The sequence below is a fragment of the Streptomyces calvus genome (assembly GCF_006782915.1).
Classification (GTDB): Bacteria; Actinomycetota; Actinomycetes; order Streptomycetales; family Streptomycetaceae; genus Streptomyces; species Streptomyces calvus.
In genome coordinates, this window is sequence record NZ_VCNP01000056.1 from 81,801 (window position 1) to 106,471 (window position 24,671).

The 24,671-nt window shown below is 71.3% G+C and carries 22 protein-coding genes and 2 tRNA genes; 18 read left to right on the top strand and 6 right to left on the bottom strand.

Annotated features, from left to right (window positions below; genetic code table 11):
• Nucleotides 1-110: 110 nt before the first annotated feature.
• The 3 genes from FGW31_RS28760 (at nucleotide 111) to FGW31_RS28770 (ending at nucleotide 2,872) form a co-directional block, all read left to right on the top strand.
• Nucleotides 111-1,157 carry a chorismate-binding protein gene (locus tag FGW31_RS28760; RefSeq protein WP_142196465.1) on the top strand — a complete coding sequence of 349 codons (1,047 nt, stop codon included), beginning with the start codon at nucleotides 111-113 and terminating at the stop codon, nucleotides 1,155-1,157.
• Nucleotides 1,154-1,975, top strand: a complete 822-nt coding sequence (locus tag FGW31_RS28765) for an aminotransferase class IV (RefSeq protein WP_142196466.1) — start codon at nucleotides 1,154-1,156, stop codon at nucleotides 1,973-1,975. Before FGW31_RS28760 ends, FGW31_RS28765 begins: the two co-directional genes overlap by 4 nt.
• 72 nt (nucleotides 1,976-2,047) lie before the next feature.
• Nucleotides 2,048-2,872, top strand: a complete 825-nt coding sequence (locus tag FGW31_RS28770) for a GNAT family N-acetyltransferase (protein WP_142196467.1) — start codon at nucleotides 2,048-2,050, stop codon at nucleotides 2,870-2,872.
• Nucleotides 2,873-2,919: 47 nt separating this feature from the next.
• Here the strand turns inward: FGW31_RS28770 and FGW31_RS28775 are convergent, their stop codons facing one another.
• Complete coding sequence (locus FGW31_RS28775) at nucleotides 2,920-3,447, bottom strand: DsbA family protein (RefSeq protein ID WP_161175800.1); 528 nt, start codon at nucleotides 3,445-3,447, stop codon at nucleotides 2,920-2,922.
• Nucleotides 3,448-3,800: 353 nt separating this feature from the next.
• Here FGW31_RS28775 and FGW31_RS28780 point away from each other — a divergent pair, with 353 nt between their 5' ends.
• Nucleotides 3,801-4,253 carry a hypothetical protein gene (locus FGW31_RS28780; protein WP_142196469.1) on the top strand — a complete coding sequence of 151 codons (453 nt, stop codon included), beginning with the start codon at nucleotides 3,801-3,803 and terminating at the stop codon, nucleotides 4,251-4,253.
• A gap of 191 nt (nucleotides 4,254-4,444) precedes the next feature.
• Nucleotides 4,445-4,597 (top strand): hypothetical protein, encoded by a 153-nt coding sequence (locus FGW31_RS35145; RefSeq protein WP_019523797.1) that lies wholly within the window; start codon nucleotides 4,445-4,447, stop codon nucleotides 4,595-4,597.
• A 217-nt stretch (nucleotides 4,598-4,814) separates the two neighbouring features.
• Here the strand turns inward: FGW31_RS35145 and FGW31_RS28785 are convergent, their stop codons facing one another.
• Nucleotides 4,815-5,375, bottom strand: coding sequence for a CGNR zinc finger domain-containing protein (locus FGW31_RS28785; RefSeq protein ID WP_142196470.1), 561 nt, complete (start codon nucleotides 5,373-5,375; stop codon nucleotides 4,815-4,817).
• Nucleotides 5,376-5,818: 443 nt separating this feature from the next.
• Nucleotides 5,819-6,232, bottom strand: coding sequence for an SsgA family sporulation/cell division regulator (locus FGW31_RS28790; protein ID WP_004002642.1), 414 nt, complete (start codon nucleotides 6,230-6,232; stop codon nucleotides 5,819-5,821).
• A gap of 191 nt (nucleotides 6,233-6,423) precedes the next feature.
• Here FGW31_RS28790 and FGW31_RS28795 point away from each other — a divergent pair, with 191 nt between their 5' ends.
• The 9 genes from FGW31_RS28795 to FGW31_RS28835 all read left to right on the top strand — a co-directional run bounded on the left by FGW31_RS28795 (nucleotide 6,424) and on the right by FGW31_RS28835 (nucleotide 14,629).
• Complete coding sequence (locus FGW31_RS28795) at nucleotides 6,424-6,882, top strand: TIGR02611 family protein (protein WP_142196471.1); 459 nt, start codon at nucleotides 6,424-6,426, stop codon at nucleotides 6,880-6,882.
• Between the two features lie 88 nt (nucleotides 6,883-6,970).
• A tRNA-Val gene (locus FGW31_RS28800) sits at nucleotides 6,971-7,042 on the top strand.
• Nucleotides 7,043-7,420: 378 nt separating this feature from the next.
• Nucleotides 7,421-8,722, top strand: a complete 1,302-nt coding sequence (locus FGW31_RS28805; protein WP_142196472.1) for an ABC transporter substrate-binding protein — start codon at nucleotides 7,421-7,423, stop codon at nucleotides 8,720-8,722.
• Nucleotides 8,722-9,723, top strand: coding sequence for a carbohydrate ABC transporter permease (locus FGW31_RS28810; protein WP_167530135.1), 1,002 nt, complete (start codon nucleotides 8,722-8,724; stop codon nucleotides 9,721-9,723). The genes FGW31_RS28805 and FGW31_RS28810 overlap by 1 nt, the downstream gene beginning before the upstream one ends.
• Nucleotides 9,720-10,610 (top strand): carbohydrate ABC transporter permease, encoded by an 891-nt coding sequence (locus tag FGW31_RS28815; protein WP_142196474.1) that lies wholly within the window; start codon nucleotides 9,720-9,722, stop codon nucleotides 10,608-10,610. Before FGW31_RS28810 ends, FGW31_RS28815 begins: the two co-directional genes overlap by 4 nt.
• Nucleotides 10,611-10,620: 10 nt before the next feature.
• Nucleotides 10,621-11,199: a hypothetical protein gene (locus FGW31_RS28820; protein ID WP_142196475.1), complete on the top strand. Its 579-nt coding sequence runs from the start codon at nucleotides 10,621-10,623 to the stop codon at nucleotides 11,197-11,199.
• A 99-nt stretch (nucleotides 11,200-11,298) separates the two neighbouring features.
• The gene (locus tag FGW31_RS28825) at nucleotides 11,299-14,034 is read left to right on the top strand and encodes an exo-rhamnogalacturonan lyase family protein (RefSeq protein WP_142196476.1); all 2,736 of its coding nucleotides are present in this window, start codon (nucleotides 11,299-11,301) and stop codon (nucleotides 14,032-14,034) included.
• Nucleotides 14,035-14,068: 34 nt separating this feature from the next.
• Nucleotides 14,069-14,518: an SRPBCC family protein gene (locus FGW31_RS28830; protein ID WP_142196477.1), complete on the top strand. Its 450-nt coding sequence runs from the start codon at nucleotides 14,069-14,071 to the stop codon at nucleotides 14,516-14,518.
• A gap of 39 nt (nucleotides 14,519-14,557) precedes the next feature.
• Nucleotides 14,558-14,629: transfer RNA gene (locus FGW31_RS28835), tRNA-Val, on the top strand.
• Nucleotides 14,630-14,748: 119 nt separating this feature from the next.
• Here FGW31_RS28835 and FGW31_RS28840 read toward each other — a convergent pair.
• Entirely contained in the window at nucleotides 14,749-15,474 is a 726-nt protein-coding gene (locus FGW31_RS28840; protein WP_142196478.1) for a 3'-5' exonuclease, read from the bottom strand.
• A 168-nt stretch (nucleotides 15,475-15,642) separates the two neighbouring features.
• Between FGW31_RS28840 and FGW31_RS28845 the strand changes: the two genes are divergently transcribed.
• From FGW31_RS28845 to FGW31_RS28860, 4 genes are all read left to right on the top strand, one after another.
• Nucleotides 15,643-16,209, top strand: a complete 567-nt coding sequence (locus tag FGW31_RS28845; RefSeq protein ID WP_142196479.1) for a DUF4365 domain-containing protein — start codon at nucleotides 15,643-15,645, stop codon at nucleotides 16,207-16,209.
• Nucleotides 16,206-17,447, top strand: a complete 1,242-nt coding sequence (locus tag FGW31_RS28850; protein ID WP_142196480.1) for a hypothetical protein — start codon at nucleotides 16,206-16,208, stop codon at nucleotides 17,445-17,447. The genes FGW31_RS28845 and FGW31_RS28850 overlap by 4 nt, the downstream gene beginning before the upstream one ends.
• A gap of 91 nt (nucleotides 17,448-17,538) precedes the next feature.
• Complete coding sequence (gene thrS / locus FGW31_RS28855; RefSeq protein WP_142196481.1) at nucleotides 17,539-19,515, top strand: threonine--tRNA ligase; 1,977 nt, start codon at nucleotides 17,539-17,541, stop codon at nucleotides 19,513-19,515.
• An 81-nt stretch (nucleotides 19,516-19,596) separates the two neighbouring features.
• A complete protein-coding gene (locus tag FGW31_RS28860; RefSeq protein ID WP_142196482.1) occupies nucleotides 19,597-20,145 on the top strand; it encodes an HIT family protein in 549 nt (182 codons plus the stop codon).
• 417 nt (nucleotides 20,146-20,562) lie between these two features.
• Here FGW31_RS28860 and FGW31_RS28865 read toward each other — a convergent pair whose 3' ends face one another.
• Both FGW31_RS28865 and FGW31_RS28870 read right to left on the bottom strand, forming a co-directional pair.
• On the bottom strand, nucleotides 20,563-22,218 hold the full coding sequence (locus tag FGW31_RS28865; RefSeq protein WP_142196483.1) for a hypothetical protein: 1,656 nt from the start codon (nucleotides 22,216-22,218) through the stop codon (nucleotides 20,563-20,565).
• A gap of 216 nt (nucleotides 22,219-22,434) precedes the next feature.
• Nucleotides 22,435-24,633 (bottom strand): elongation factor G-like protein EF-G2, encoded by a 2,199-nt coding sequence (locus FGW31_RS28870; RefSeq protein WP_142196484.1) that lies wholly within the window; start codon nucleotides 24,631-24,633, stop codon nucleotides 22,435-22,437.
• Nucleotides 24,634-24,671: the final 38 nt, after the last annotated feature.

Here is a 24,671-nt window from a genome sequence, read left to right on the forward strand (position 1 = left end):
AAAAACCCGTTTGTGCAGCGTGCTGCGGTGCGCCTGCTCACGGGCGTGCGCACGGCGCCGTGACGGACGCGACCGCGTCGCCCGAAGTGCCCCCGCCATAGACTCGTGGCGTGCCTGACCTCCCGCCTCTCGCCCGGTTCGGCGACCGCGTCGCCACGGGCCTCCTCGACGTCACCGACGACCCGGCAGCCCTGGAGTCCCGGGGTTTCTGGGCCGTGTGCGCCGACTTCGAGGGCCGTTTGACCTGCGCTCGCTTCCGTGACGTACGCGAGCGGCCGGTGCCCGCGCCGGGCGGCTGGAGGGGGCCGGCTGTCGGTGACTGGACGTCGTCGCTGGACCGCGCCGCGTACACGGCGGCCGTCCGCCGCATCCGTGCGCACATAGCCGCCGGCGAGGTCTACCAGGCGAACCTCTGCCGCGTCCTGTCCGCGCCCGTCCCGGACGACGCCGACGTGGACGCCCTGACCGCCCTGCTGGCCCGGGGCAACCCCGCACCGTATGCAGGAACGATTCGCCTGCCCGGGTACGGCGTCGAGGTCGCCACCGCCTCGCCCGAGCTGTTCCTGCGCCGCGCCGGGCGGATCGTGGAGTCCGGACCGATCAAGGGCACCGGACGCACCGAGGCGGACCTCCTGGAGAAGGACTACGCCGAGAACGTGATGATCGTCGACCTGGTCCGCAACGACATCGGACGGGTCTGCGCCACCGGCACGGTCACGGTGCCCGATCTGTGCGCCGTCGAGAAGCACCCGGGCCTGGTCCACCTCGTGTCGACGGTGCGCGGCGAACTGCGGCCCGGCGCCGGCTGGCCGGAGCTGTTCGCGGCGGCGTTCCCGCCCGGCTCCGTCACCGGCGCGCCCAAGTCGAGCGCGCTGCGGATCATCGACGCCCTGGAGACGGCGCCGCGCGGCCCCTACTGCGGCGGCATCGGCTGGGTCGACGCCGACCGCGGCACCGGCGAGCTGGCGGTGGGCATCCGCACCTTCTGGATCGACCGGGACGAGGGCGGCGGCGCCGTGCTGCGGTTCGGCACCGGCGCCGGGATCACCTGGGGGTCCGACCCGGAGGGGGAGTGGCGGGAGACCGAGCTGAAGGCGTCCCGGCTGCTCGCGGTAGCGTCGGGAGCGTACGAGGTGAGTGAAGGGACCACGAGGTGAAGATCTGGCTCGACGGCGGGCTGCAGGACATCGAGTCCGCCCGCGTCTCCGTCTTCGACCACGGACTGACCGTGGGCGACGGCATCTTCGAGACGGTGAAGGCCGTGGACGGCCGTCCGTTCGCGCTCAGCCGGCACCTCGACCGGCTGACCCGGTCGGCCCGGGGACTCGGACTGCCCGACCCGGACCTCGACGAGGTCCGCCGCGCCTGCGCCGCCGTCCTGGAGGCCAACCCGATGCCGCTCGGCCGGCTCCGCATCACCTACACCGGCGGCCACGGCCCGCTCGGCTCCGACCGCGGCGACCACGGCCCGACCCTGGTGGTCGCCCTCGGCGGCACCACCCGCCGCCCCGACTCCACGGCCGTCATCACCGTCCCCTGGACGCGCAACGAGCGCGGCGCGCTCGCCGGCCTGAAGACCACCTCGTACGCCGAGAACGTCGTCGCCCTCGCCCGCGCCCGCGAACGGGGCGCCTCCGAGGCGCTGTTCGGCAACACCGTCGGACAGCTCTGCGAGGGCACCGGGTCGAACGTCTTCGTCGTCCTCGACGGCGAACTCCACACCCCTCCGCTCGCCTCCGGCTGCCTCGCCGGCATCACCCGCGCCCTGGCCGTCGAGTGGACCGGCGCCAAGGAGACCGACCTGCCGCTGGACGTCCTCGGGCGGGCCGAGGAGGTCTTCCTCACCTCCACCCTGCGCGACGTGCAGGCCGTGCACCGCGTCGACGACCGCGAACTGCCCGGCGCCCCGGGCCCGGTGACCGCCAAGGCCATGCGGATCTTCGAGGAGCGCTCGGGCGCCGACCTCGATCCGTGACGGCCCGGCCGGGCGGCGGGACGTCGGGAAATTCGGCTGATCCGGGGCCCGGCAGCGGGTAGAACACCCGTGATGACCACCACCCTGCGGCCGGCCGAGCCGCTTCAGCAGAACCCCGACGGGACCCGCTCGCGCCGCTACCTGGTGTGCGTGAACAGCCGGCCCGTGGGCGAGATACACCTGGGCACGCACCCGGTGTTCGGTGACGCCGTGGCCCGGATCGTGAGCCTGCGCATCGAGGAACCGGACCGCAGGCGGGGCCGGGGCACGGTGGCCGCGCTCGCCGCCGAGGAGGTGGCGCGCGGCTGGGGCTGCCGCCGTATCGAAGCGGCCGTTCCGGCCGGCTCCGCGACCGCGCTCGGCCTCGCCGGCGCGCTCGGCTACGTGGTGCGCAACCGGAACATGGCCAAGACCCTGCCCGCCGCGCCGCCGGAGCTGCCGCACGGCAGCACGGCCCGGCCCATGACGGACGACGAGTTCGGGCGCTGGGCGGCCAAGGGCGCGGAGGACTACGCGCGGGACTGGATCGCGCGCGGGGTGCCGGAGGACGAGGCGCGCGCCAAGGCGGCGAGGGACCACGCCGAGCTGCTGCCCGACGGCCGCGCCACCGCGGGCATGCTGTTCTCCGTCCTCGAGCACGAGGGCACACCCGTGGGCACGCTGTGGCTGGCGGTGCGCGGGGAGGACGCCTTCGTCTTCGACGTGGAGACCGACGCCGCCCACCGCGGCCGCGGCCACGGGCGCACCCTGATGCTGCTCGCGGAGGCCCAGGCGATCGCCGCCGGCCGGCGAGTCATCGGCCTCAACGTGTTCGCCGGCAACACACCGGCCGAACGGCTCTACGACTCCCTCGGCTACGACACGACGCGCTACGCGCTGTACAAGCCTCTGGTGTAGCCGCGGTGCGGTGGCCGGGTGCGTCGCACGGGCCCGGCGGCCGGGTGTCAGCCGTCCTGCCCGGCCGCCAGCAGCCGGTCGGCGATCTCCTCGACGCGCTCGCGCAGGCCCTCCTGGCTCTTGCCGCCGTCGAGGCGCTCACCGCCGATGACGTACGTCGGGGTGCCGGTCACCCCGATGGCCTTGCCCTCGGCCTGGTCCGCGTCCACGATCAGGATGTGCCGCCCGTCGATCAGCGCGGTGTCGAACTCCTCGGCGTCCAGGCCCAGTTCCCGGGCGACCTCGACCAGGAACGGTTCACCGCGCCGGTCCAGCTCCTCGACCCGGTCCAGCACGGCCTCCACGTACGGCCATCCGCTGCCCTGCTCCAGCGCCTCCTCGGCGGCCTGGGCCGCGGCGAAGGCGTGCTTGTGCTTCTCCAGCGGGAAGTGCCGCAGCCGCAGTTCCAGACGGTCGCCGTAGCGGGCGCGCAGGGCGCGGAGGTCGTCGAGGGCGCTGCGGCAGTCCGGACACTGCAGCTCGCACCAGACGTCGAGGACGGGGGCTGCGGGACGGGCGGGGGAGGAGTCACTCATCCCTCCAGTCTCCCAGCCGGGCCCCGCACCACCCAATCCGGCCGGGCGCTTCCGCCTCCCCGGCACCTCCCGTACGGCCCGTACTGCCCGTACTGCCCGGACTGCTCCCGTACGGGTCCCGCTCCTTCCGCCGGCCCGGGGCGCCCGTCTTACCGTCTCCGAATCCCGGATTCTGACCCGACCTGTGCGCCCTCCAGCCCCTTCCGGCGCCCACCTCCACCTCGACCTGCGGATGAGCCGACCCGGAGATGTCCCTGATGTGCCGGCCGGAACATGGCCCCGCGGGGTACGGCAGGTGCAGGATGGAAGGGACGAAGCGCCCGTCGCGACCGCACGCTGCCCTGGAGGACCGGATGATTGCCGAGACCGTCTGCTCCGCCGTCTCCGCGGCAGGCCTGGGCATCGCGATGATCACGGCCTACCGCAAGCGTTTTCTCGCGGCGGCCCGTATCGCCGCCTACTCGCTCGTTCCCGTCGGCCTGGTGATGGCCGGGGTGGTGGACTGGCTCGCCGACACCGCCTTCAGCCCGACGGCCTGGGCCGGCTTCGGGCTGCTGGGCCTGTCCTGGGTGCTGTTCGCTTCGACGCGCGCCGTGGAGCGCCGTCGCGGTGGCACCCGCAAGGAGCGCCGGGCGGCCGCGAGGGCGGCGGCAGCACCCGAGGCGGTGGCGCCGCGGGCCTCGAAACCCTCCCTGGACAGGGGCTCCGGCCCGGCGGCCGGAGCTGCCGGAGCCGCGCCGGCGTCCCGCGGGGGCGACGACGACTTCAGCGACATCGAGGCGATCCTCAAGAAGCACGGCATATGACCGTGAGCGGCCGGCAGTCCGTGCCGCACCCGCGGGCGCACGGGCAGGAACCAGCTGAAACGTCACAGAGGGTCCAGGAGCGCCCCGAAGCGGTCAGAACCTGAACCGTAGATCGCGGAATCGGCGAGCCGACGCTCTTTCCATGGACGTTGATCGCGTCGGTGCCTCCGATGCGTCATCATCGCGGCGAGATGCTGGACACGACACAGAGCGATGCCGCGCCGCAGCAGGACGAGCCGCGTGGATGCCTCTTCGCCCTTTCCCAGCCACCGCTAATGATCTTCCTTGCGGTGATCGGGTGTCTGCTGCTCACGGCTGCACTGCACGACCTGCTGTGGCTGTGAGCCGTACCCGCGGTACCCGGCGTCACCCGTCGGGACCGCGTCGGCACGGCATCGAGAACACTTCCCGGCGCGACAGGCCATCACCCGGCCGACTCGACTCCCACAGCCTGGTCGACCCTTCAACCAACCGGTCGGTACTTCGTCACCAGGCGGCCCGTCCTCGCCGACCCACCCCGCCGGGTTGTCCGCGCGCCGGAGTCCGGCCCCGCCCGGCGGATCAGCCCGCCGCCTCCTTGCGCCGTGCCCGGTAGGCGGCGACATGCAGGCGATTGCCGCAGGTGCGGCTGTCGCAGTAGCGGCGCGAGCGATTGCGGGAGAGATCGACGAAGGCGTGCCGGCAGTCCGGGGCCTCGCAGCGCCGCAGCCGCTCCTGCTCCCCGGCGACCACGAAGAACGCCAGCGCCATCCCGCAGTCCGCGGCCAGATGGTCGGCCACGGAGGCGCCCGGCGCGAAGTAGTGCACATGCCAGTCGTAGCCGTCGTGGTCGGTGAGCCGGGGAGTGGTGCCCGCGGCCGCGATCAGTTCGTTGATCAGCCCGGCGGCGCTGCGCGCGTCCGGAGCGGCGAACACCGCCGCGAACCGGGAGCGGAGCTTGCGCACCGCGGCCAGGTCGAACTCCGACAGCACTCCGACGTCGCTGACCTTGTGCTGCTGCACGAAGACCTCCAGGGCCGCGACATCCGGCAGCCCCTCCGGCGTCGTGTCGTCCTCCGGCGCGGTGTTCACCAGATCCACCACGGTGCCGAGCGCACACCGGGTGTCGTGGGTGATCAGCACGATTCGCTCCCTGGCCTGAGGGACGGGCGGGCGCCCGCCGATGCTGGCCGATGGTAGTGGCTCCGGTGCACCCCGCACCTCCCCGCTCCGCACACGGCTTCGAATCCAACGCCGGAAACCCCTCCACGGTTCCCGATCAGGGGCGGGGCCGGACGGTGCGTCGTGGGCGTGTGCGCGGGCCTGAGGCGCGTGTGGGTCCACGCCGCCGGGGGCGGAGGTCCGTCCGGCGGGCAGGGGCGGGGCCGGAGCCGGACGGGCGGAGGGGGCGTGGTGGCCAGGGTGACGCCCGCACCGCCCACCCCCGCGCAGCACAACGGCGCCCCCCGCGGAACCCCGCGGCGTCGGCGCCGGTGTGTGAGCCGCGTACGGCTGCCTGTATGCGGTTGTCCTGGCCCGAGCCGTCTCCCCGAGTCGACGGCGCCGGGCTGTCCGGTGGCTCTCGCCTAGCTTTCCGCCAGGATGTGCGAGAGCTCCTGATCGAGATCGAAGTGCCGGTGTTCCGTGCCGGGCGGCACGGCGGCGTCGGTGCGCTTCAGGAAGGACTCCAGGGCCCGTGCCGGGGCCTCGAGCAGCGCCTCTCCCTCCGGCGAGCTCAGGGCGATGCAGACGACGCCCTGACCGTGGCTGCGCGACGGCCAGACGCGGACGTCGCCGGTTCCGGTGGGGCGGTGAAGTCCCTCGGCGAGGAGGTCGCGGGCGAACACCCACTCGACGGTCTCCTCGGCTCCGGTGTGGAAGGTGGCGTGCACGGCGTAGGGGTCGGCCGTGTCGTACCGCAGGCCTGCGGGGACAGGCAGGGAGGACTCGCTCGACACAACGAGGCGCAGGTGCAGCTCGCAGCTGACCGTGGTGTTCATAAGCGCCAGGGCCTTTCGCTCAGTGTGCGCTCGGGGATTCGCACGTCGGCGAAATCGACATGCCACCTACGGTGCCGTTGTAAACCCCTCTGAGTGTTTTGCGTGTGTTCGAGTAACTCTTCCGGCCGAGAGATCGTTCGCGGCGTGCGCCCATTCCGGTGATGTGTTTCGCTCGGGTAGTGTTTGGCTGTATGAACACGGGGAGTAACAAGCCCGGCGAGGCGGCCGTGGCGGCACACGGGGCGACTGTGGACGAGAGCGAGCACCAGGGCGAGCGAGAGCTCGGCTCGCGGGCACCGGAATTCATCAAGGCGCGTCGTGCGCTGCATCTGAGCTGGCAGGTCGGCGTCTTCGTCGTCGGCCTGGCGGTCGTGGTGGCCGGCATCATCATGCTGCCGCTGCCCGGACCGGGATGGGTCGTGATCTTCGGTGGCATGGCCATCTGGGCGACCGAGTTCGTCTGGGCCCAGCTGGTGCTGCGCTGGACCAAGCGCAAGGTCACCGAGGCGGCGCAGCGAGCCCTCGATCCGAAGGTGCGGCGCCGGAACATCATTCTGACCTCGGTCGGTCTGGTGATCATCGCGGTGCTGGCGGGGATCTACCTCTGGAAGTTCGGTCTGGTCATGCCCTGGAAGATCGAGGACCAGTGAGGGGCGGCGGGGGCGCGCCGGTCCCGGCCGTCTCGCCCCCGCCGGTCACGGGCACCCCCTGACATGGGGTAATGTTCTTCCTGCGTCCGGGCGATTAGCTCAGTGGGAGAGCGCTTCGTTCACACCGAAGAGGTCACTGGTTCGAACCCAGTATCGCCCACCGGATCACAAGGCGGCCCGGCTCACCCTGCGTGAGCCGGGCCGCTTCGTCGTGTGCGCGGGCGTGCCTCGACTGCGGTCGCCAGAGGGCCGCCGGGCGGTTCCGCTTACGGCCTCCTTCATCCAACCGTAACCTTCTGCCGCGTTCGTCCCGGCCGTCCCGCTGCTGTTCGGCCGGTCGGCCGCAGGGCTTCGACCTGGACGTTTCCCGCCGTGGTCGCCTCCGCGGGCCGGGCGGGCGGCGCTGCCGCCCGGGCCGGGCGGCCATGAATTCCTGTCCGAATCATTGACGTGCCCGTAGGCCCTCCGTAACTTGTGCCAGCAAGCGCTTACTTGAAACGATTCACGAGGCGGACGGGAACGTCGCGGGGAGGCTCATATGCAGCAGGGCAGGGACGCGGAGAGGGTGACCGGGAGGCGGACGGTCCTCAAGGCCGCGGGGGCCTCACTGGCCGTCGCGGGACTGGGCGCGACCGCCACCGCGTGCGGTGGCGGCAGCGGCTCGGGAGACGGAACGGTGACGATCCGTTACTCCTGGTGGGGTGCGGAGGACCGGGCCGAACGCATCAACAAGACCATCGACCTCTTCGAGAAGAAGTACCCGAAGATCAAGGTCAAGACCGACTTCCAGCCGTACGGCGACTTCTGGAAGAAGTTCAACACCCAGGCCTCCGGCGGTAATCCGCCGGACGTCTTCCAGAATGCCATCGGATTTCTTCGCAAATACGACGCGAAGAATGTCCTGCTCGATCTCAGTGAGCAGGTGAAGGCCGGCAACCTCCGTATGGAGGGCTTCCGTGCGGGCCTGGAGAAGTTCGGCGAGATCGACGGCAAACTCCTCGGCGTCCCTGTCGGTTCCAACTCGATGGCCCTGGTCATCGACAAGCCCGTCTACACCCGGGCGGGCGCGAAGCCCGAAATGGGCTGGACCTGGGACGACTTCGACGAGGCGATGAAGAACATCCGCGACCGCACGGGCCGCGCCGGCGACAGCGGCATGTACGGCGTCATGTACCTCTACGACCTGTATCTGCGTCAGAACGGCAAGGCCTTCTTCACGAAGGAGGGTCTCGGTTTCACCGAGGCCGACCTGACCCAGTGGTGGACCAAGGCGGAGAAGGGCGTGAAGTCCGGCCTCTTCGCGAACGCCAAGAAGGTCGTCCAGGTCAAGCCCAAGTCGGCGCTCTCCGCCGAACTCGCCGGCAGCGAGTTCACCTGGGACAACTTCACCGTGCGCTACACCTCCGAGGGCAAGAGCGAGTACGGCCTCGCGCCCATCCCCACCACGGACGGCAAGCGGACCGGCCAGTACCTCGGCTCCCTGATGCTGAGCGCCTCCCGGCGCACCCAGCACCCCAAGGAGGTCGCCCAGTTCATCGACTTCATGGTCCACGACCCCGAGGTCGCCAAGATCATGGGCTACGACCGCGGCGTGCCCGCCACGCAGGTCCAGTACGACGCGTACACCCCGACCGACCCGGTCAACAAGGCGATCGCCGCCTACGAGGAGTCCCTCGTCGAGGCGGGCGTCCTGGAGACCATCACCCCGCACCCGAACGGTGCCGACGTCTGCGAGGCCGCCTTCCTGCGCATCGCCGAGGAGATGGCACTCGGCAAGCGGTCCGTGGACGACGCCGTCAAGCAGTTCTTCACCGAGTCGAAGACGGCTCTCGCCGGCTGATGGGAACCGCCGTGACACACGCCCCTGCGACGGAGCACCTGGCGAAGGACTCCGAGCCGCGGCACGGTCCGGTGAAGTCCCCGAGCCCCACCGCCCTCGCGCGGCGGGGCCGCCGGGAGAACCTGGCCGGCTACCTCTTCATGTCGCCCTGGATCGCCGGTTTCCTGCTTCTGACAGCGGGACCGATGGTCGCCTCGCTCTACTTCGCCTTCACCGACTACAACCTCTTCGACGCCCCGCAGTGGATCGGCCTGGACAACTTCTCGGAGATGTTCGCCGACCCGCGCTGGCGCCACTCGGTGCAGGTCACGCTCTGGTACGTCGTCGTCGGCACGCCGATCAAGCTGATCGCCGCCCTCGGCGTGGCCCTGCTGCTGGCGCAGAAGCGGCGCGGACAGGCTTTCTACCGGGCCGCCTTCTACGCGCCGTCGCTGATCGGCGCGAGCGTCTCCGTGGCCATCGTCTGGAAGGCGATCTTCTCGGACGACGCGATCGTGGACCGTACCCAGAAGATCTTCGGGATCGACGTCGGCGGCTGGACCGGCGACCCCGACATGATCATCTACAGCCTGGTGGCGCTGACCGTCTGGCAGTTCGGCGCGCCCATGGTCATCTTCCTGGCCGGCCTCAAGCAGGTCCCGCGCGAGCTGTACGAGGCGGCCGACGTCGACGGCGCGGGCAAGCTGCGGCAGTTCTGGAACATCACCCTGCCGATGATCTCGCCGGTGCTGTTCTTCAACGTCCTGCTGGAGACGATCCACTCGTTCCAGATCTTCAGCTCGGCCTACATCGTCGGCGGCGGCGCCGGCGGCAACGCCTGCGGTCCGGCCGACGGCTCGATGGTCTACACCTGTTATCTGTACGTCCAGGGCTTCGAGAACAGCCGGATGGGCCTGGCCTCCGCCATGGCGTGGATGCTGCTGGTCGCGGTCGCCCTGGTCACCGCGGTGCTGTTCTGGTCCCAGAAGCGCTGGGTGCACTACGAGGAGGGCGGCCGATGAGCGCGCAGGCCACCGACATCACGCCGGCCCCGTCCTCGAAGGGCGCCATCCGGCGCAGGCTGCCGGGCTCGCTCGCCTGGCACCTCGGATCGCTGGCGATCCTCGCGGTGATCCTCTACCCCGTGGTCTGGGTCGTCGGCGGGTCGTTCAAGAAGAGCGAGGACATCGTCGGCAGCCTGGACCTCTTCCCGGCCGACCCGATCGTCGACAACTACACCAGCCTCACCGACGGCATCGCGGACATCTCCATCTCCACGTTCTTCGTCAACTCGCTGCTCCTCGCGGTCGGTTCGGTGGTCGGCATCCTGATCTCCTGCTCGCTGACCGCGTACGCCTTCGCCAAGATCAGGTTCGCCGGCCGGAACCTGCTGTTCACGCTGATGATCGGCACCCTGCTGTTGCCGTACCACGTGCTGCTGATCCCGCAGTACGTGCTGTTCCGCAACATGGACATGATCAACACGTACACCCCGCTGCTGCTGGGCAAGTACCTGGCGACGGAGGCGTTCTTCGTCTTCCTGATGGTGCAGTTCATGCGCAACCTGCCGAAGGAGCTCGACGAGGCGGCCCGTCTCGACGGCTGCGGCCACATGCGCATCTACTGGTCGATCGTCCTGCCGCTGTGCCGGCCGGCCCTGATCACCAGCGCCATCTTCACCTTCATCAACGCCTGGAACGACTTCATGGGCCCGCTGATCTACCTCAACGAGCCCGGCAAGTACACGGTCTCCCTCGGCCTGAAGATGTTCGTCGACCAGGAAGGACTCGCGAACTACGGCGGCATGATCGCCATGTCGCTGGTCGCGCTCCTGCCCGTGCTGGCCTTCTTCCTGGCCTTCCAGCGCTATCTGATCGACGGCATGGCGACCTCCGGACTGAAGGGCTGAGTGAGCGACGATGTCCCTGGCGCGCACCGAGTCGAGGTTCTGGGGAAGGTTCGCCCTGTTCGCCGAGTGCCTGCTGACCGGCGTCTGGATCGCGGTGGCCGCGCTGCCGCTGGTCACCTACCCCGCCGCGCTCGCGGCCGGCGCCCGGCACCTCGGCCGGCACCTGGCCCACGAGCCCGGCGGATGGCGGGAGTTCGCCGCGGACTTCCGCTCGGCGGTGCGCGGGGGCTGGATCGTCGGTCTCGCCGGCTGGGCGGCCGTCGCCGCCGTGTGGTTCGACCTCCGGGCCGTACGGGCCGGTCTGCCCGGAGGCGCGCTGGTGGGCGCCGTCGGAGTGTTCGCCCTCATCGGAGCGGCGGCGGCACTGCTGCGCGCGGCGGCGCTCTGGCGGCCCGGCACGTCCTGGCGGCCCCTGCTCGCACGGGCCGGCCGGCACACCGTACTCGACCCCGCCGGATCCTTCCTGATCATCGGCGGACTGGCCGTGGTGGCCTGCTCCGCCTGGTTCAGCGCGCCGCTGGCGGTCCCGGTGCTCGGGGCCGGCGCGGCGGCGGCCGTCGCCGTGGAGGAGCGGTACCGGCACCGCTGAGACGCGGTGCCCCTCTCGTTCGAGGTCGGCGCTTCGGCGCCGCACCTCCGTCTGTCATGCCCTTGACACCATCCTGCACCCGCTCGGAAAGGACAGGCCATGTCCCCCATCCCCCGCAGATCCCTGCTCAAGGCCGCCGCCGTCGCCGGCGCCGCAGCCCAGTTCAGCTGGGCCCTCGGGTCGCAGAACGCCGCGGCCGCGCCCCGGGACGAAGCCGCCGCCGCCGACCCGGTGACCCTGGACTGGCTGGAGGAGGGCGGCCTCGGCGCGGCCCCCGGCTCCACCGTCGGCGTGCCCTGGCCCCGGGGCGCCCACCAGGAGGACCAGACCTTCGCGGTCACCGACGCCGACGGCACGTCCGTCCCCGTCCAGTCCTGGCCGATCGCCTACTGGCCCGACGGCTCCCTGAAGTGGACCGCCCACGCGGTGAGTTCCGGCACCGGCAAGCTCACCGTGGCCGCGGGCACCCCCGCCGCGCCCGAGAAGAAGGTCACCGTCGACCGGCGCGGCGGCACCGTCGACGTCTCCACCGGCGTGATCACCGCCAGGATCGGCACCTCCGGCGCCACGATCGTCAAGTCGGTCACCCGCGGCTCCACCGAGATCGCCCGCAACGGCCGCCTGGTCGTGCTGCGCCAGCCCGAACTGGAGGACGGCGACCAGACCACCGTCCGCACCGAACGCTTCGACGGCACCGTCTCCGAGGTCACCGTCGAGCAGGACGGACCGGTCCGCGCGGTCGTCCGCATCGACGGCAAGCACCGCAGGGGCAGCCGCGGCTGGCTGCCGTTCTCCGTCCGCCTCTACTTCTACGCGGGCGCCGACTCCTTCCGCATGGTGCACACCATCACCTACGACGGGACGCAGGAACCCGGAAAGGCGAGCGGCGACTTCGTCCGCGGCATCGGCGTCCGCTTCTCCGTACCGATGCGCGACGAGTCCTACGACCGTCACATCCGCATCGGCGGCGAGGGCACCGGCCTGCTCCGCGAGGCCGTCAAGGGCATCACCGGACTGCGCCGCGACCCCGGCATCGCCGTGCAGCAGGCCCAGTTCGACGGCAAGAAGCTGCCCGACCCGTCCACCTGGGACCAGCGCGTCACCAGCCGCCTGCAGTACATCCCCGAGTGGGGCGACTACACCCTCTCCCAGCTCTCCGCCGACGGCTTCGCCCTGCGCAAGCGCACCAAGAAGGGCCACGGCTGGATCGCCGCGGGCGGCGGCCGGCGCGCCTCCGGCTTCGGCTACGTCGGAGGTGTCAGCGGCGGCTTCTCCTTCGGCCTGCGCGACTTCTGGGAGAAGCACCCCGCCCAGCTCGACATCCGCGGCGCCCACACCGACGAGGCCGAGGTCACCCTCTGGCTCTGGTCGCCCGAGGCCCAGCCCATGGACCTGCGCTTCTACCACGACGGCATGGGCCAGGACACCTTCCCCGAACAGCTCGAGGGCCTCAACATCACCTACGAGGACTACGAGCCCGGCTTCGGCACGCCCTACGGCATCGCCCGCACCTCCGAACTCCTCTTCTGGGCCAACGAGTCCACGCCCGGCGCCGACCGGCTCGCCCAACAGGTCGAGGCCGTCCGCGTCCTGCCGCAGCTCGCCGCCCCGCCCGCACAGCTCATCAGGGCCGGCGTCTTCGGCAAGGGCCTGTACTCCGAACCGGACCGCTCCACCCCGGCCAAGGCGAAGATCGAGGACCACCTCGACTTCCTCTTCACCTACTACAAGGACCAGGTGGAGCAGCGCCGCTGGTACGGCTTCTGGGACTACGGCGACATCATGCACACCTACGACACCGTCCGGCACCAGTGGCGCTACGACGTCGGCGGCTACGCCTGGGACAACTCCGAGCTCTCGCCCGACCTGTGGCTCTGGTACGCCTACCTGCGCTCCGGCCGCGCGGACATCTTCCGCTTCGCCGAGGCCATGACCCGCCACACCGGCGAGGTCGACGTCTACCACCTCGGCAAGTGGGCCGGCCTCGGCACCCGCCACGGCGTCCAGCACTTCGCCGACAGCGCCAAGCAGCAGCGCATCGCCAACACCACCTACCGGCGCTACTACTACTTCCTCACCGCCGACGAACGCGTCGGCGACCTCATGCACGCCAACGTCGACTCCGACGAGACCTTCCTCGCCCTCGACCCGCTGCGCAAGATCCGCACCGAGCCGTACACCCCCGACCGCAACGCCCTGTCCGTCGGCTTCGGCACCGACTGGAGCGGCCTGGTCTCCGCCTGGCTCACCGAGTGGGAGCGCAGGGGCCCGAAGTGGGAGAAGGCCAGGGCCCGCGTGCTGTCCACCATGGAGACCATCGCCGCCCAGCCCAACGGCTTCGTCCAGGGCAGCGGCCTGTACGACCTGGACACCGGGAAGTTCGCCGTCGCCGGCACACCGAAGGTCGAGGTCTCCCACCTGTCGGCCGTCTTCGGCCTGGGCGAACTGTGCGCCGAACTCATCGACCTGGTCGACATGCCGGAGTTCGCGGAGGCGTACTACGACTACTGCCGCTACTACAACGCCACCAAGGCCGAGCAGGCCGCACGCTACGGCGCCCACTTCGGCAGCCTCATCCTCTTCCAGGGCCACTCCCGCCTCGACGCCTACGCCGCCGTGCGGACCGGCGACGACAAGCTCGCCGAGCGGGCCTGGGCGAAGTTCTACGACTCCGACGGCTACAAGGAGTCGGCGCCCTGGAAGACCGAGAAGGTGACCGGCCCGACGGCACTCGTCGCGGGCAGCGAGGCCACCTGGGTGTCCACCAACGACACCGCGCTCTACGGTCTCGCCGCCATCGAGAACCTGGCCCTGTTGGGCGACCGCATGCCGTAGGCACGAAGCGGGCGCGGACGGGCAGACTCCGTCCATGGACTGGAACCATTACCGCTTCCGCAGTCTGTGGACCCTGACCGCGCCCGCCCCCGTCGTCCACCAGGCCCTCGCGCGCTTCGAGGACTACCCCTTGTGGTGGCCCCAGGTGCGCGAGGTCACCCGGCTCGACGACACCGGCGCCGCCGTCCGGATCCGCTCGCTCCTCCCGTACGACCTGTTCCTCACCATGCGCGAGGAGCGGCGCGATCCGGAGGCCGGGGTGCTCGAGGCCGCGATCTTCGGCGACCTCGAGGGCTGGGCCCGCTGGAGCGTCACCGCCCGGCCCGCCGGCGGCTGCCTCGTCCGCTACGACCAGGAGGTGGAGGTCCGCAAGCCGCTGATGCGGCGGCTGGCCGTGCCGGGACGGCCCTTCTTCCGCGCCAACCACGCGCTGATGATGCGGGCGGGGAGGCGCGGACTGGTCCGCCACCTGGAAGCGGTTTGAAGGAAGCCCGGCCGGACCTGTATTGTTCAGTGCGTTCCCGGGCGATTAGCTCAGCGGGAGAGCGCTTCGTTCACACCGAAGAGGTCACTGGTTCGAACCCAGTATCGCCCACACCGTAGATGGCGGCTCGTGTCTGCAGAAACGCAGGCGGAGTCGCCATCGTCCGTTTCCGCGCGGCCTCGCCGCGCAGGGCGGGGGCTTCGCCGCCCGCACCCGTCGGTACCGGTCGTTCACGCCGCCGCCGGAAGGCCCGGACGCAGCGGCCAGGCCGGGTCCACCACCTCGCCCGTACCACTGCGCGCGAACCACTCCTGGAGTCCCCGGGCCTGCGCCGCGTGCCATACCGCCTGCAGGGTGTGCAGCTCACGCGGGGACAGCCGCTCCAGCCGGGACGCGAAACGCCGCCCGACCGCCCGGGTCACCTCCAGCGCCGCCACCGCGTCCGCCGCCGCGTCGTGCGCCCCCTCCAGGGCGACGCCGTAGTGCGCGCACAGGTCGGTGAGGGTGCGGCGGCCCTTGCGGTAGCGGTCCAGGTGCTTGTCCAGCACCCGCGGGTCCAGCACCAGCAGCGGCGACCGCTCGATCCAGCGGTCCAGCGACGACGCCCGGTGCCGGCGCAACTCCCGGTCCAGCAGCGTCAGATCGAACGGTGCGTTCATCACCACCACCGGGCGGCCCACCCGGGCCTGCTCGGCCAGGGCCTCCGCCACCTCGTACATCACCGGCGCCGGCCAGCGGCCGTTGCGCTGCAGATGCTCCTCCGTCAGCCCGTGCACCTCCGTCGCCGCGGCCGGCACCGGCACCCCCGGGTTCACCAGCCAGCGGGTGACCCGCGGCCGGGTGCCCGGGGCGTCCTGGACGACGAGCGCGGCCGACACGATCCGGTCGGTCTCGACGTCCACACCCGTCGTCTCCGTGTCAAAGGCTGCCAGCGGCCCTTCGAACCAGCACGTCATACCCAACAACCCCTTGTCCACCATCGGCAGTTGACGCACCGTCCACTGCCCGAAACGGTGATACCCGGGCTGTTTGCACCGTACGCCGGAAGGAGACAACAGGAGCACGGGTCCTTGCAGTTCAGCGACCCGCACCGGGGACACCACTGTTCTGGAAGGCTGTTGGCCATGGCCATCGCGCAGCCCGAACGGGGCGGGCTGCTGCCCGAACGCACACCACCCGCTCGCGGCACCCTCGCCACCACCGCCTGCATGGAGACCCTGCAGGTCGGCTATCTGCACGCCGTCGCCGCGGCCGCCGGCTGCTCGCTCTCCCAGCCCTTCCCGGACAACGGCATCGACTGGCACGTCAGCCACAGCGCCGCCGGGCACACCGTCGACGACGAGGTCACCATCAAGGTCCAGCTGAAGGCGACCTACCAGGTCGCCCCGAACCCGCCGGGCCGCTTCTTCTCCTTCACCCTCGACAACGCGCACCTGGCCAAGCTCGCCCGCACCCCGGTCACGGTGCACAAGATCCTGGTGGTGATGATCGTGCCGCGCTCGCAGGACGACTGGCTGCGCGCCGGCCACGACCGGCTCGACCTGCGGCACTGCTGCTACTGGACCAACCTCGCCGGACACCCGCTCACCGGCCGCACCCGCACCACCGTGCGCATCCCCACCTCACGCATCTTCGACGACCGGGCGCTGTGCGAGATCATGACGCGGGTCGGGACGGGAGGAAAACCGTGACGCACCGCCCGACGCCACCACCACTGCGCCCCGTGCGCCGGCACCCCGCCGAGTCCGCCTTCACCGAGTCCGCCCTCGACGGCCGGCCGCCCGACCCGGCCGACACCGACCCCGCCGTCCTCACCGCACTCCTGCACCGGCACGGCTGGCAGCGGCGCGGCGGCGCCCCCGGACGCTACGGCCGCTGGACCCCGCCCGGACCCGGCACCGGCACCAGCCTGCTGGTACCCGTCAGCCGCGCCTTCCCCGACAGTGAGGACCTGCTCGCCGAGGCGCTGCTCGCCCTGTCCCGCAGCGGCACGCCCTCCGCCCGCGAGATCCTGCTCTCCCTCGCCGTGCCCAGCGACGAGATCCACTGGGAGCGCGACACACCGGCCGGCCCCGGCGGCGCCACCGCCTGGACCGCGGAGGAGCAGCTGCGCTCCGCCGCGCGCAGGACGCTGCTCGCCGCCGCGCTCGCCACCCGCGCGCGGGCCGGCTTCCACGGCGCCCGCAACCGCCGCGCGGCCGCCGCCGTGCTCGAGGACGTCCTGGTCGGTCCCGCGCCGGGCGGACGCCGGCTCACCGCGTTCGCCCCCGTCACCACCGGCCGCTCCCTGGCCGTCTGCCTCCACCAGGCCCTGCACGCCACCCGCGAGGCCATCGACTACCGTCGCGCCACCGGCGGCATGGACGCCTTCGACACCGCCGTCGCGGTGGGCGTCAGCCACGAACTCACCGAGGCGCTCGTCGCCCTGGTCCGCGGCACCGAGGGCGCCCGGATCGGCGTCGCCTGGGCCCCGGCGGCCGGCGTGCCCGAGGGCTGCGCGGCCACCGCCGAACCCGTCGAGTTCTCCGCCGGCGACCTGACCGTGCTGCGCGAGGCCGGCCTGCGCTACCAGCGGGCGGAACCGTCCGTGACGGTGCGGCTCACCGGCGCCGTCGTACGGATGCACCGGTCGGGGCCCCGGGGCGAGGGCATGGTCCGGCTGCGCGTTTTCGCGGGCGCCGACATCGGCCACGTCCGGATCGTGCTCGGCGAGGAGGACTACCGCATCGCCGGGCACGCGCACCTCGTCGGGCTGCCGGTGCGGGTGCGCGGGCGGCTGCAGAGCCGGGGCGGCTTCCGCCGGCTCACCGAGGCCGGCGAGCTGGCACCGGTACAGGTCGACGAGGCCGAGCGGGAGCGGCTGATGAAGGCGCTCCAGGAGAACCTGGAGTTCTTCGGAGAGGCCTGCGGGCCGGAGTGCGCGGACTGATTTCGCGGACGGCCCTCCCGGGTCGGTACGATCGCACCCATGCGTGCGCTCCGGTATGGCGCCGCACTCACCCTTCAGTCAGGAGAGACCGGTGTCAGACGTCCGTGTGATCATCCAACGCGATTCCGAGCGGGAAGAACGCGTGGTGACGACGGGCACCACGGCCGCGGAGCTCTTCGCCGGCGAGCGCTCGATCATCGCCGCGCGCGTGGCCGGCGAGCTCAAGGACCTCTCCTACGAGGTCGAGGACGGCGAGACCGTCGAGGGCGTCGAGATCTCGTCCGAGGACGGCCTGAACATCCTGCGCCACTCCACCGCGCACGTCATGGCCCAGGCCGTGCAGGAACTGTTCCCCGAGGCCAAGCTGGGCATCGGCCCGCCGGTCCGGGACGGCTTCTACTACGACTTCGACGTGGACAAGCCGTTCACGCCCGAGGATCTCAAGGCCATCGAGAAGAAGATGCAGGAGATCCAGAAGCGCGGCCAGCGCTTCTCCCGCCGCGTCGTCAGCGACGACGCCGCCCGCGAGGAGCTCGCGGGCGAGCCGTACAAGCTGGAGCTGATCGGCCTCAAGGGCGCCGCGTCGCACGACGACGGCGCGGACGTCGAGGTCGGCGCCGGCGAGCTGACGATCTACGACAACCTGGACGCCAAGACCGGTGAGCTGTGCTGGAAGGACCTCTGCCGCGGTCCCCACCTGCCCACCACCCGCAACATCCCGGCGTTCAAGCTGATGCGCAACGCGGCCGCCTACTGGCGCGGCAGCGAGAAGAACCCGATGCTCCAGCGCATCTACGGCACCGCCTGGCCGTCCAAGGACGAACTGAAGGCGCACCTGGAGTTCCTCGCCGAGGCCGAGAAGCGCGACCACCGCAAGCTCGGCAGCGAGCTGGACCTGTTCTCCATCCCGGAGCAGATCGGTTCCGGCCTCGCCGTCTTCCACCCCAAGGGCGGCATCGTCCGCCGGGTCATGGAGGACTACTCGCGCCGCCGCCACGAGGAGGAGGGCTACGAGTTCGTCTACACCCCGCACGCGACGAAGGGGAAGCTCTTCGAGACCTCGGGCCACCTGGACTGGTACGCCGACGGCATGTACCCGCCCATGCAGCTCGACGAGGGCGTGGACTACTACCTCAAGCCCATGAACTGCCCGATGCACAACCTGATCTTCGACGCGCGCGGTCGTTCCTACCGTGAACTGCCGCTGCGCCTGTTCGAGTTCGGGACCGTGTACCGGTACGAGAAGTCGGGCGTCGTGCACGGCCTGACCCGCGCCCGCGGCTTCACCCAGGACGACGCGCACATCTACTGCACCCGCGAGCAGATGTCGGAGGAGCTCGACAGGACGCTCACCTTCGTCCTGAACCTGCTGCGCGACTACGGCCTGACCGACTTCTACCTGGAGCTGTCCACCAAGGACCCGGAGAAGTTCGTCGGCTCCGACGAGGCCTGGGAGGAGGCCACCGAGACGCTGCGCCAGGTCGCCGAGAAGCAGGGCCTGCCGCTCGTCCCGGACCCGGGCGGCGCCGCCTTCTACGGCCCGAAGATCTCCGTGCAGGCCAAGGACGCCATCGGCCGCACCTGGCAGATGTCGACCATCCAGCTCGACTTCAACCTGCCGGAGCGCTTCGACCTGGAGTACACGGCCGCGGACGGCTCCAAGACCCGCCCGGTCATGATCCACCGCGCGCTGTTCGGCTCCATCGAGCGCTTCTTCGCGGTGCTCCTCGAGCACTACGCGGGCGCGTTCCCGGCGTGGCTGGCCCCGGTCCAGGCGATCGGCATCCCGATCGGCGACGCCCACGTCGAGTACCTGGAGAAGTTCGCCGACGCCGCCCGCAAGCAGGGGCTGCGCGTCGAGGTCGACTCCTCCTCGGACCGGATGCAGAAGAAGATCCGCAACGCCCAGAAGCAGAAGGTGCCCTTCATGGTCATCGCCGGCGACGAGGACATGGCGAACGGCGCCGTCTCCTTCCGCTACCGCGACGGCTCCCAGGAGAACGGCATCCCCGTCGACGAGGCGATCGCGAAGATCGCCAAGGTCGTGGAGGAGCGGACCCAGGTCTGACCGCGCGGACGGCCGCGGGGCCCCCGGGAGCGATCCCGGGGGCCTTTCCCGTGCGCCCCGGCCACGCCATATGCTGCACGCATGACGAGTGAGCCGGAGCAGCAGTTGGGAGTGGGCACGCAGGACGCGTTCCAGCGTCTGTGGACGCCCCACCGGATGGCCTACATCCAGGGCGAGAACAAGCCGACCGGCCCCGGCGCCGACGACGGCTGCCCCTTCTGCTCCATCCCGGCCAAGTCCGACGAGGACGGGCTGGTCCTGCGGCGGGGCGAGCTGGTCTACGCGGTGCTCAACCTCTACCCGTACACCGGCGGACACCTGATGACGGTGCCCTACCGGCACGTGGCCGACTACACGGACCTCACCGTCGAGGAGACCGCCGAGCTCGCCGAGCTCACCAAGCAGGCCATGACCGCGCTGCGCACGGCCTCGGGCGCGCACGGCTTCAACATCGGCATGAACCAGGGCACGGTCGCGGGCGCCGGCATCGCCGCCCACCTGCACCAGCACGTCGTGCCGCGCTGGGGCGGCGACACGAACTTCATGCCGGTGGTCGGCCACACCAAGGTGCTGCCGCAGCTGCTGGCGGACACCCGCAAGATGCTGGCGGACGCCTGGCCGACCGACTGACCGCGGCGAACGCCGGCACCAGCCGGCCGATCCGGATCGCGGACGCCCGGATCGTCCGGCCGGTCCGGATGTGGACGCCCCACGTCATTCGGCCCGTCCGAATGCGGACGCGGACGCCCGCTCCAACCGGCTGATCCGGTTGTGACGGACGCCCCACGTCATCCGGCCCGTCGGGATGTGGACGCCCCACGTCATTCGACCCGTCCGAATGCGGACGCCCCACATCATCCGGCCCGTCCGAATGCGGACGCGGACGCCGCGGACGCCCGCACCAACCGGCTGATCCGGTTGATGCGGGCGCCCGCAACATTCAGCCCGTCCGGCGTTCGAGGACGAGGCCGTTGAGCCGACGGGGGTCCGGGGGCGAAGCCCTCGGCGGCCCCGACTTCGGCCCACCTCCCGCTAACCGCCGGAGGCTCACGCGTCGTAGACGTCGGCCTTCTTCGGCGTCGCCTCCTGCACCGCCGTGCTCAGGGACGACGACCGCGCACCGAACTTCGTGGTGTCCACGCCGTTCTCCTCAAGCACCTTGATCGCGGCGGAGTGCACCACTCGCAGCACCGGCGTGGCCGCCCTGAGCGCGTCGTCCGCCATGAAACGGTGCCGCCACGGCTTGTCCGCCCACGCGTGGCGCAGACCGAACGGCTCCGGCAGGCTCAGCTTGCCGCCGAGCCAGTACAGCAGCGGCGGGTACCAGGTCAGCGGCGCCCGCGCGGCCAGGCGCACCACCTCGTCCGAGTCGACCAGCGGGAGCTTGATCTTCCGGGTCTCCCAGAACTTGATCGACTTCTGGACCTCCTTCTCCTTCGCCGCAGGCTTGCTGGTGAACAGCGAGTGCACCGGCCCCAGCGCGTGTCCTGTCACCTCGATGCGCAGCGTCTCGTGCAGCACGGTCACCGTGATCAGCATGGTGATCACCAGCTGGCCGTCCCACAGCGTCCACTGCACGCCCAGGTAGTGCCGGTCGCCCGCACCGAACTGCTGCTTGTTGCAGATCTCCTGAACCGCGTGCGGCTTGACCTGGTACGCCTCGACGTCCGTGCCGTCGGGGCGGGACACCGAACCGGCGTTCTCGCCGATCGGGGTGACGATCCAGTGCCGTACGGACGGCTTCGGGAAGCCCCCGGTGTGCAGCGGACCGCGCTCCAGCATGCGCAGCTGGTCGTGGATGGCCCTGACGACGTCCCAGCTGCGGAACGGGTTGATCTCCCGGCCCGGGTCGGCCGGCACCAGATCCTCCGCGAGCTGCCAGCTGCCCCAGCGCGTGCCCATGCCGAGTATGCCCTTGGGCCCGGCGTAGAACACGGAGTTGGACTGCTGCTCGGCGCTGAGCCGGGCCAGGGACTGGCGCAGCGCCTCGGCCGCCGTCTCGCCGGGGCTGCTCGGCACCGCCTCGGGCACCTTGGCGCCGACACTGCTGCCGGAGAGCAGGCCGCTCCAGCGCTCCCGCAGGTCGTGCGCCGTGCGCTCGCAGATCCGCTTCGCCCAGAACCAGCCCACCACCGGGGCGACCACCGCGGCGCGCGCGTACCAGCCCCAGAACCCGCCGAACGGCATGCGGATCAGGAAGAGCACGGCGAGCGCGGCCACCGCGAGCAGCAGGACGGTCGCGAGCACGCCGGCCCGCTTGTCCTCCCGCTTGGCCATCGTCGTGCGGATCTGGAAGACCAGCAGCCACATGAGCAGGCCCGGCAGGAACAGCACGCCGCACAGGACCATGATGGCGCTCAGCCAGTTGTCCCGATCCCGGCGGATGCGGTGGGCCGCGAGCGCGTGCTCCACGACCACCTGCGGCTGGGTGCCGAAGGACTGGATGAGCGGCGCGCGCCCCGGGCCCAGCATCCGGTCGATGAGGGCCCGTGAGAACGCCTCGCCCAGATTCGGCCGGAACAGCGCCAGCCTCGGCTTGCTGACGGCCGACTTGTGCCATTCGTTGTTGGCCTTGAGTATCTCCTCGGCCTCGTTGTCCCGGTAGGCCGCCGAGGCCAGCGCGAACGTCGGCGTCTGTCCCTCGTCGCCCGTGCGCGGTACCTGCGGACCGAAGAACTCCGCGTAACCGCCCTCAACGGTCATTCCCGCCCCCGATCGCCGCGACTGTCGTCATGCGGCCTTCCCGACTTCCTTGCTGCGCACACCTGTTGATCAGTTCTTCAGCGTATCTCCAGGCGATGGTGTGCGTCGCCGGAAGGCGCAAGGCGGGCGCCGACGGGACGTGAAGCGTCCTGAAGCCGCCGGTGCGCGGCGCGTGCGCGGGTGCCCGCGGAGGTGTCCGCGGGCACCCGGCGGTGGTCAGGAGGCGCTGCGCGCCTCCTCCTTGACGCGTTCCGCGATCTGCGGCGGCATGGGTTCGTGCCGCGCGTACCGGCGGCTGAAGCGGGCGGTGCCGTGCGACAGGGAGCGCAGGTCGACGGCGTAGCGGCCGATCTCGATCTCCGGGACCTCGGCCCTGACGAGGGTGCGTCCGGCGGGCGACTGCTCGGTGCCGAGGACCCGGCCGCGCCGCCCGGACAGGTCGCTCATCACCGCGCCGACGTAGTCGTCGCCGACCAGGACGCTCACCTCGGCCACCGGCTCCAGCAGATGGATCCTCGCGTCCGCGGCCGCCTCCCGCAGGGCGAGGGCGCCGGCCGTCTGGAACGCGGCGTCCGAGGAGTCCACGGAGTGCGCCTTGCCGTCGAGGAGCGTCACCCGCACGTCGATCAGCGGATGGCCCGCCGCGACCCCCTTGGCGGCCTGGGCGCGTACGCCCTTCTCGACCGAGGGGATGAACTGCCGCGGCACGGCGCCGCCGACGACCTTGTCCACGAACTCGATGCCCGAGCCGTTCGGCAGCGGCTCCACCTCGATCTCGCAGATGGCGAACTGGCCGTGCCCGCCGGACTGTTTGACGTGCCGGCCGCGCCCGGCGGCCTTCCCGCCGAACGTCTCCCGGAGCGACACCCGGTGCGGCACGACGTCGACCTGGACGCCGTAGCGGCTGCGCAGCCGCTCCAGTGCCACGTCCGCGTGCGCCTCGCCCAGGCACCACAGCACCACCTGGTGGGTGTCCTGGTTCTGCTCCAGGCGCATCGTCGGGTCCTCGGCCACCAGCCGGGCCAGGCCCTGCGACAGCTTGTCCTCGTCGGGCTTGCTGTGCGCCTGGATGGCCAGCGGCAGCAGCGGGTCGGGCATCTCCCACGGCTCCATGAGCAGCGGGTCGTCCTTGGCGGACAGGGTGTCGCCGGTCTCCGCGCGGCCGAGCTTCGCCACACAGGCGAGGTCGCCCGCGATGACGTGCGACACCGGCCGCTGCTGTTTGCCGAACGGCGTGGACAGGGCGCCGATCCGCTCGTCGACGTCGTGGTCCTCGTGGCCCCGGTCGGCCAGCCCGTGCCCGGAGACGTGCACCGTCTGGTCGGCGCGCAGGGTGCCGGAGAACACGCGCACCAGCGAGATCCGGCCGACGTACGGGTCGGAGGAGGTCTTCACGACCTCCGCGACCAGCGGCGCGTCCGGGTCGCACGGCGCGAGGTCGCGCGGCCGGCCGTCGAGGGTGGTCACGCGCGGGGTGCCGTGCTCCAGCGGGGTCGGGAAGCCGCGGGTGATCAGCTCCAGCAGCTCGACCGTGCCGAGCCCCTGGCGGGCGCCCGCGGCGGCGGGAGCGGCGGCCAGGACGGGGAAGAACACCCCGCGCGCGACCGCCCGTTCCAGGTCCTCGATCAGCGTCTTGACGTCGACCTGTTCACCGCCGAGGTAGCGGTCCATGAGGGTCTCGTCCTCGCTCTCGGCGATGATGCCCTCGATCAGCCGGCCGCGCGCCTCCTCGATGAGCGGCAGGTGCTCCTCGCCGGGCTCGGACTCCTTGCGTTCGCCACCGGAGTAGTCGAACAGCTTCTGCGACAGCAGCCCGATCAGACCGTGCACGGGCGCGTGCCCGTCGGGCCCCTCCGGGCCGCGCAGCGGCAGGTACAGCGGCAGCACGGCGTCCGGGTCGTCACCGCCGAAGGCCTCCGCGCAGACCCGCGTCATCTCCTCGAAGTCCGCGCGGGCCGCCTCCAGGTGGGTGACGACGATGGCGCGGGGCATGCCGACCGCCGCGCACTCGTCCCAGACCATCCGTGTCGAGCCGTCCACGCCGTCCGAGGCCGAGACGACGAAGAGGGCCGCGTCCGCCGCGCGCAGACCGGCCCTGAGCTCCCCGACGAAGTCGGCGTATCCAGGGGTGTCCAGCAGGTTGACCTTGATGCCGTCCCACTCCAGCGGCACCAGCGAGAGCTGCACGGAGCGCTGCTGCCGGTGCTCGATCTCGTCGTAGTCGGAGACGGTGCCGCCGTCCTCCACGCGGCCCGCCCGGTTCACCGCTCCCGCGGTCAGCGCGAGAGCCTCCACCAGAGTCGTCTTGCCCGATCCCGAGTGGCCGACCAGCACCACATTCCGAAGGGACGCGGGGTGGTCGGCCGCCTGTGCCCTGCCGGCGGCCCCGGGGTGTGTGTGCGCCTTGTCGCCCATGATCCTGCCTCCCGTGCACGGTGAGGTCACTGTGGGCG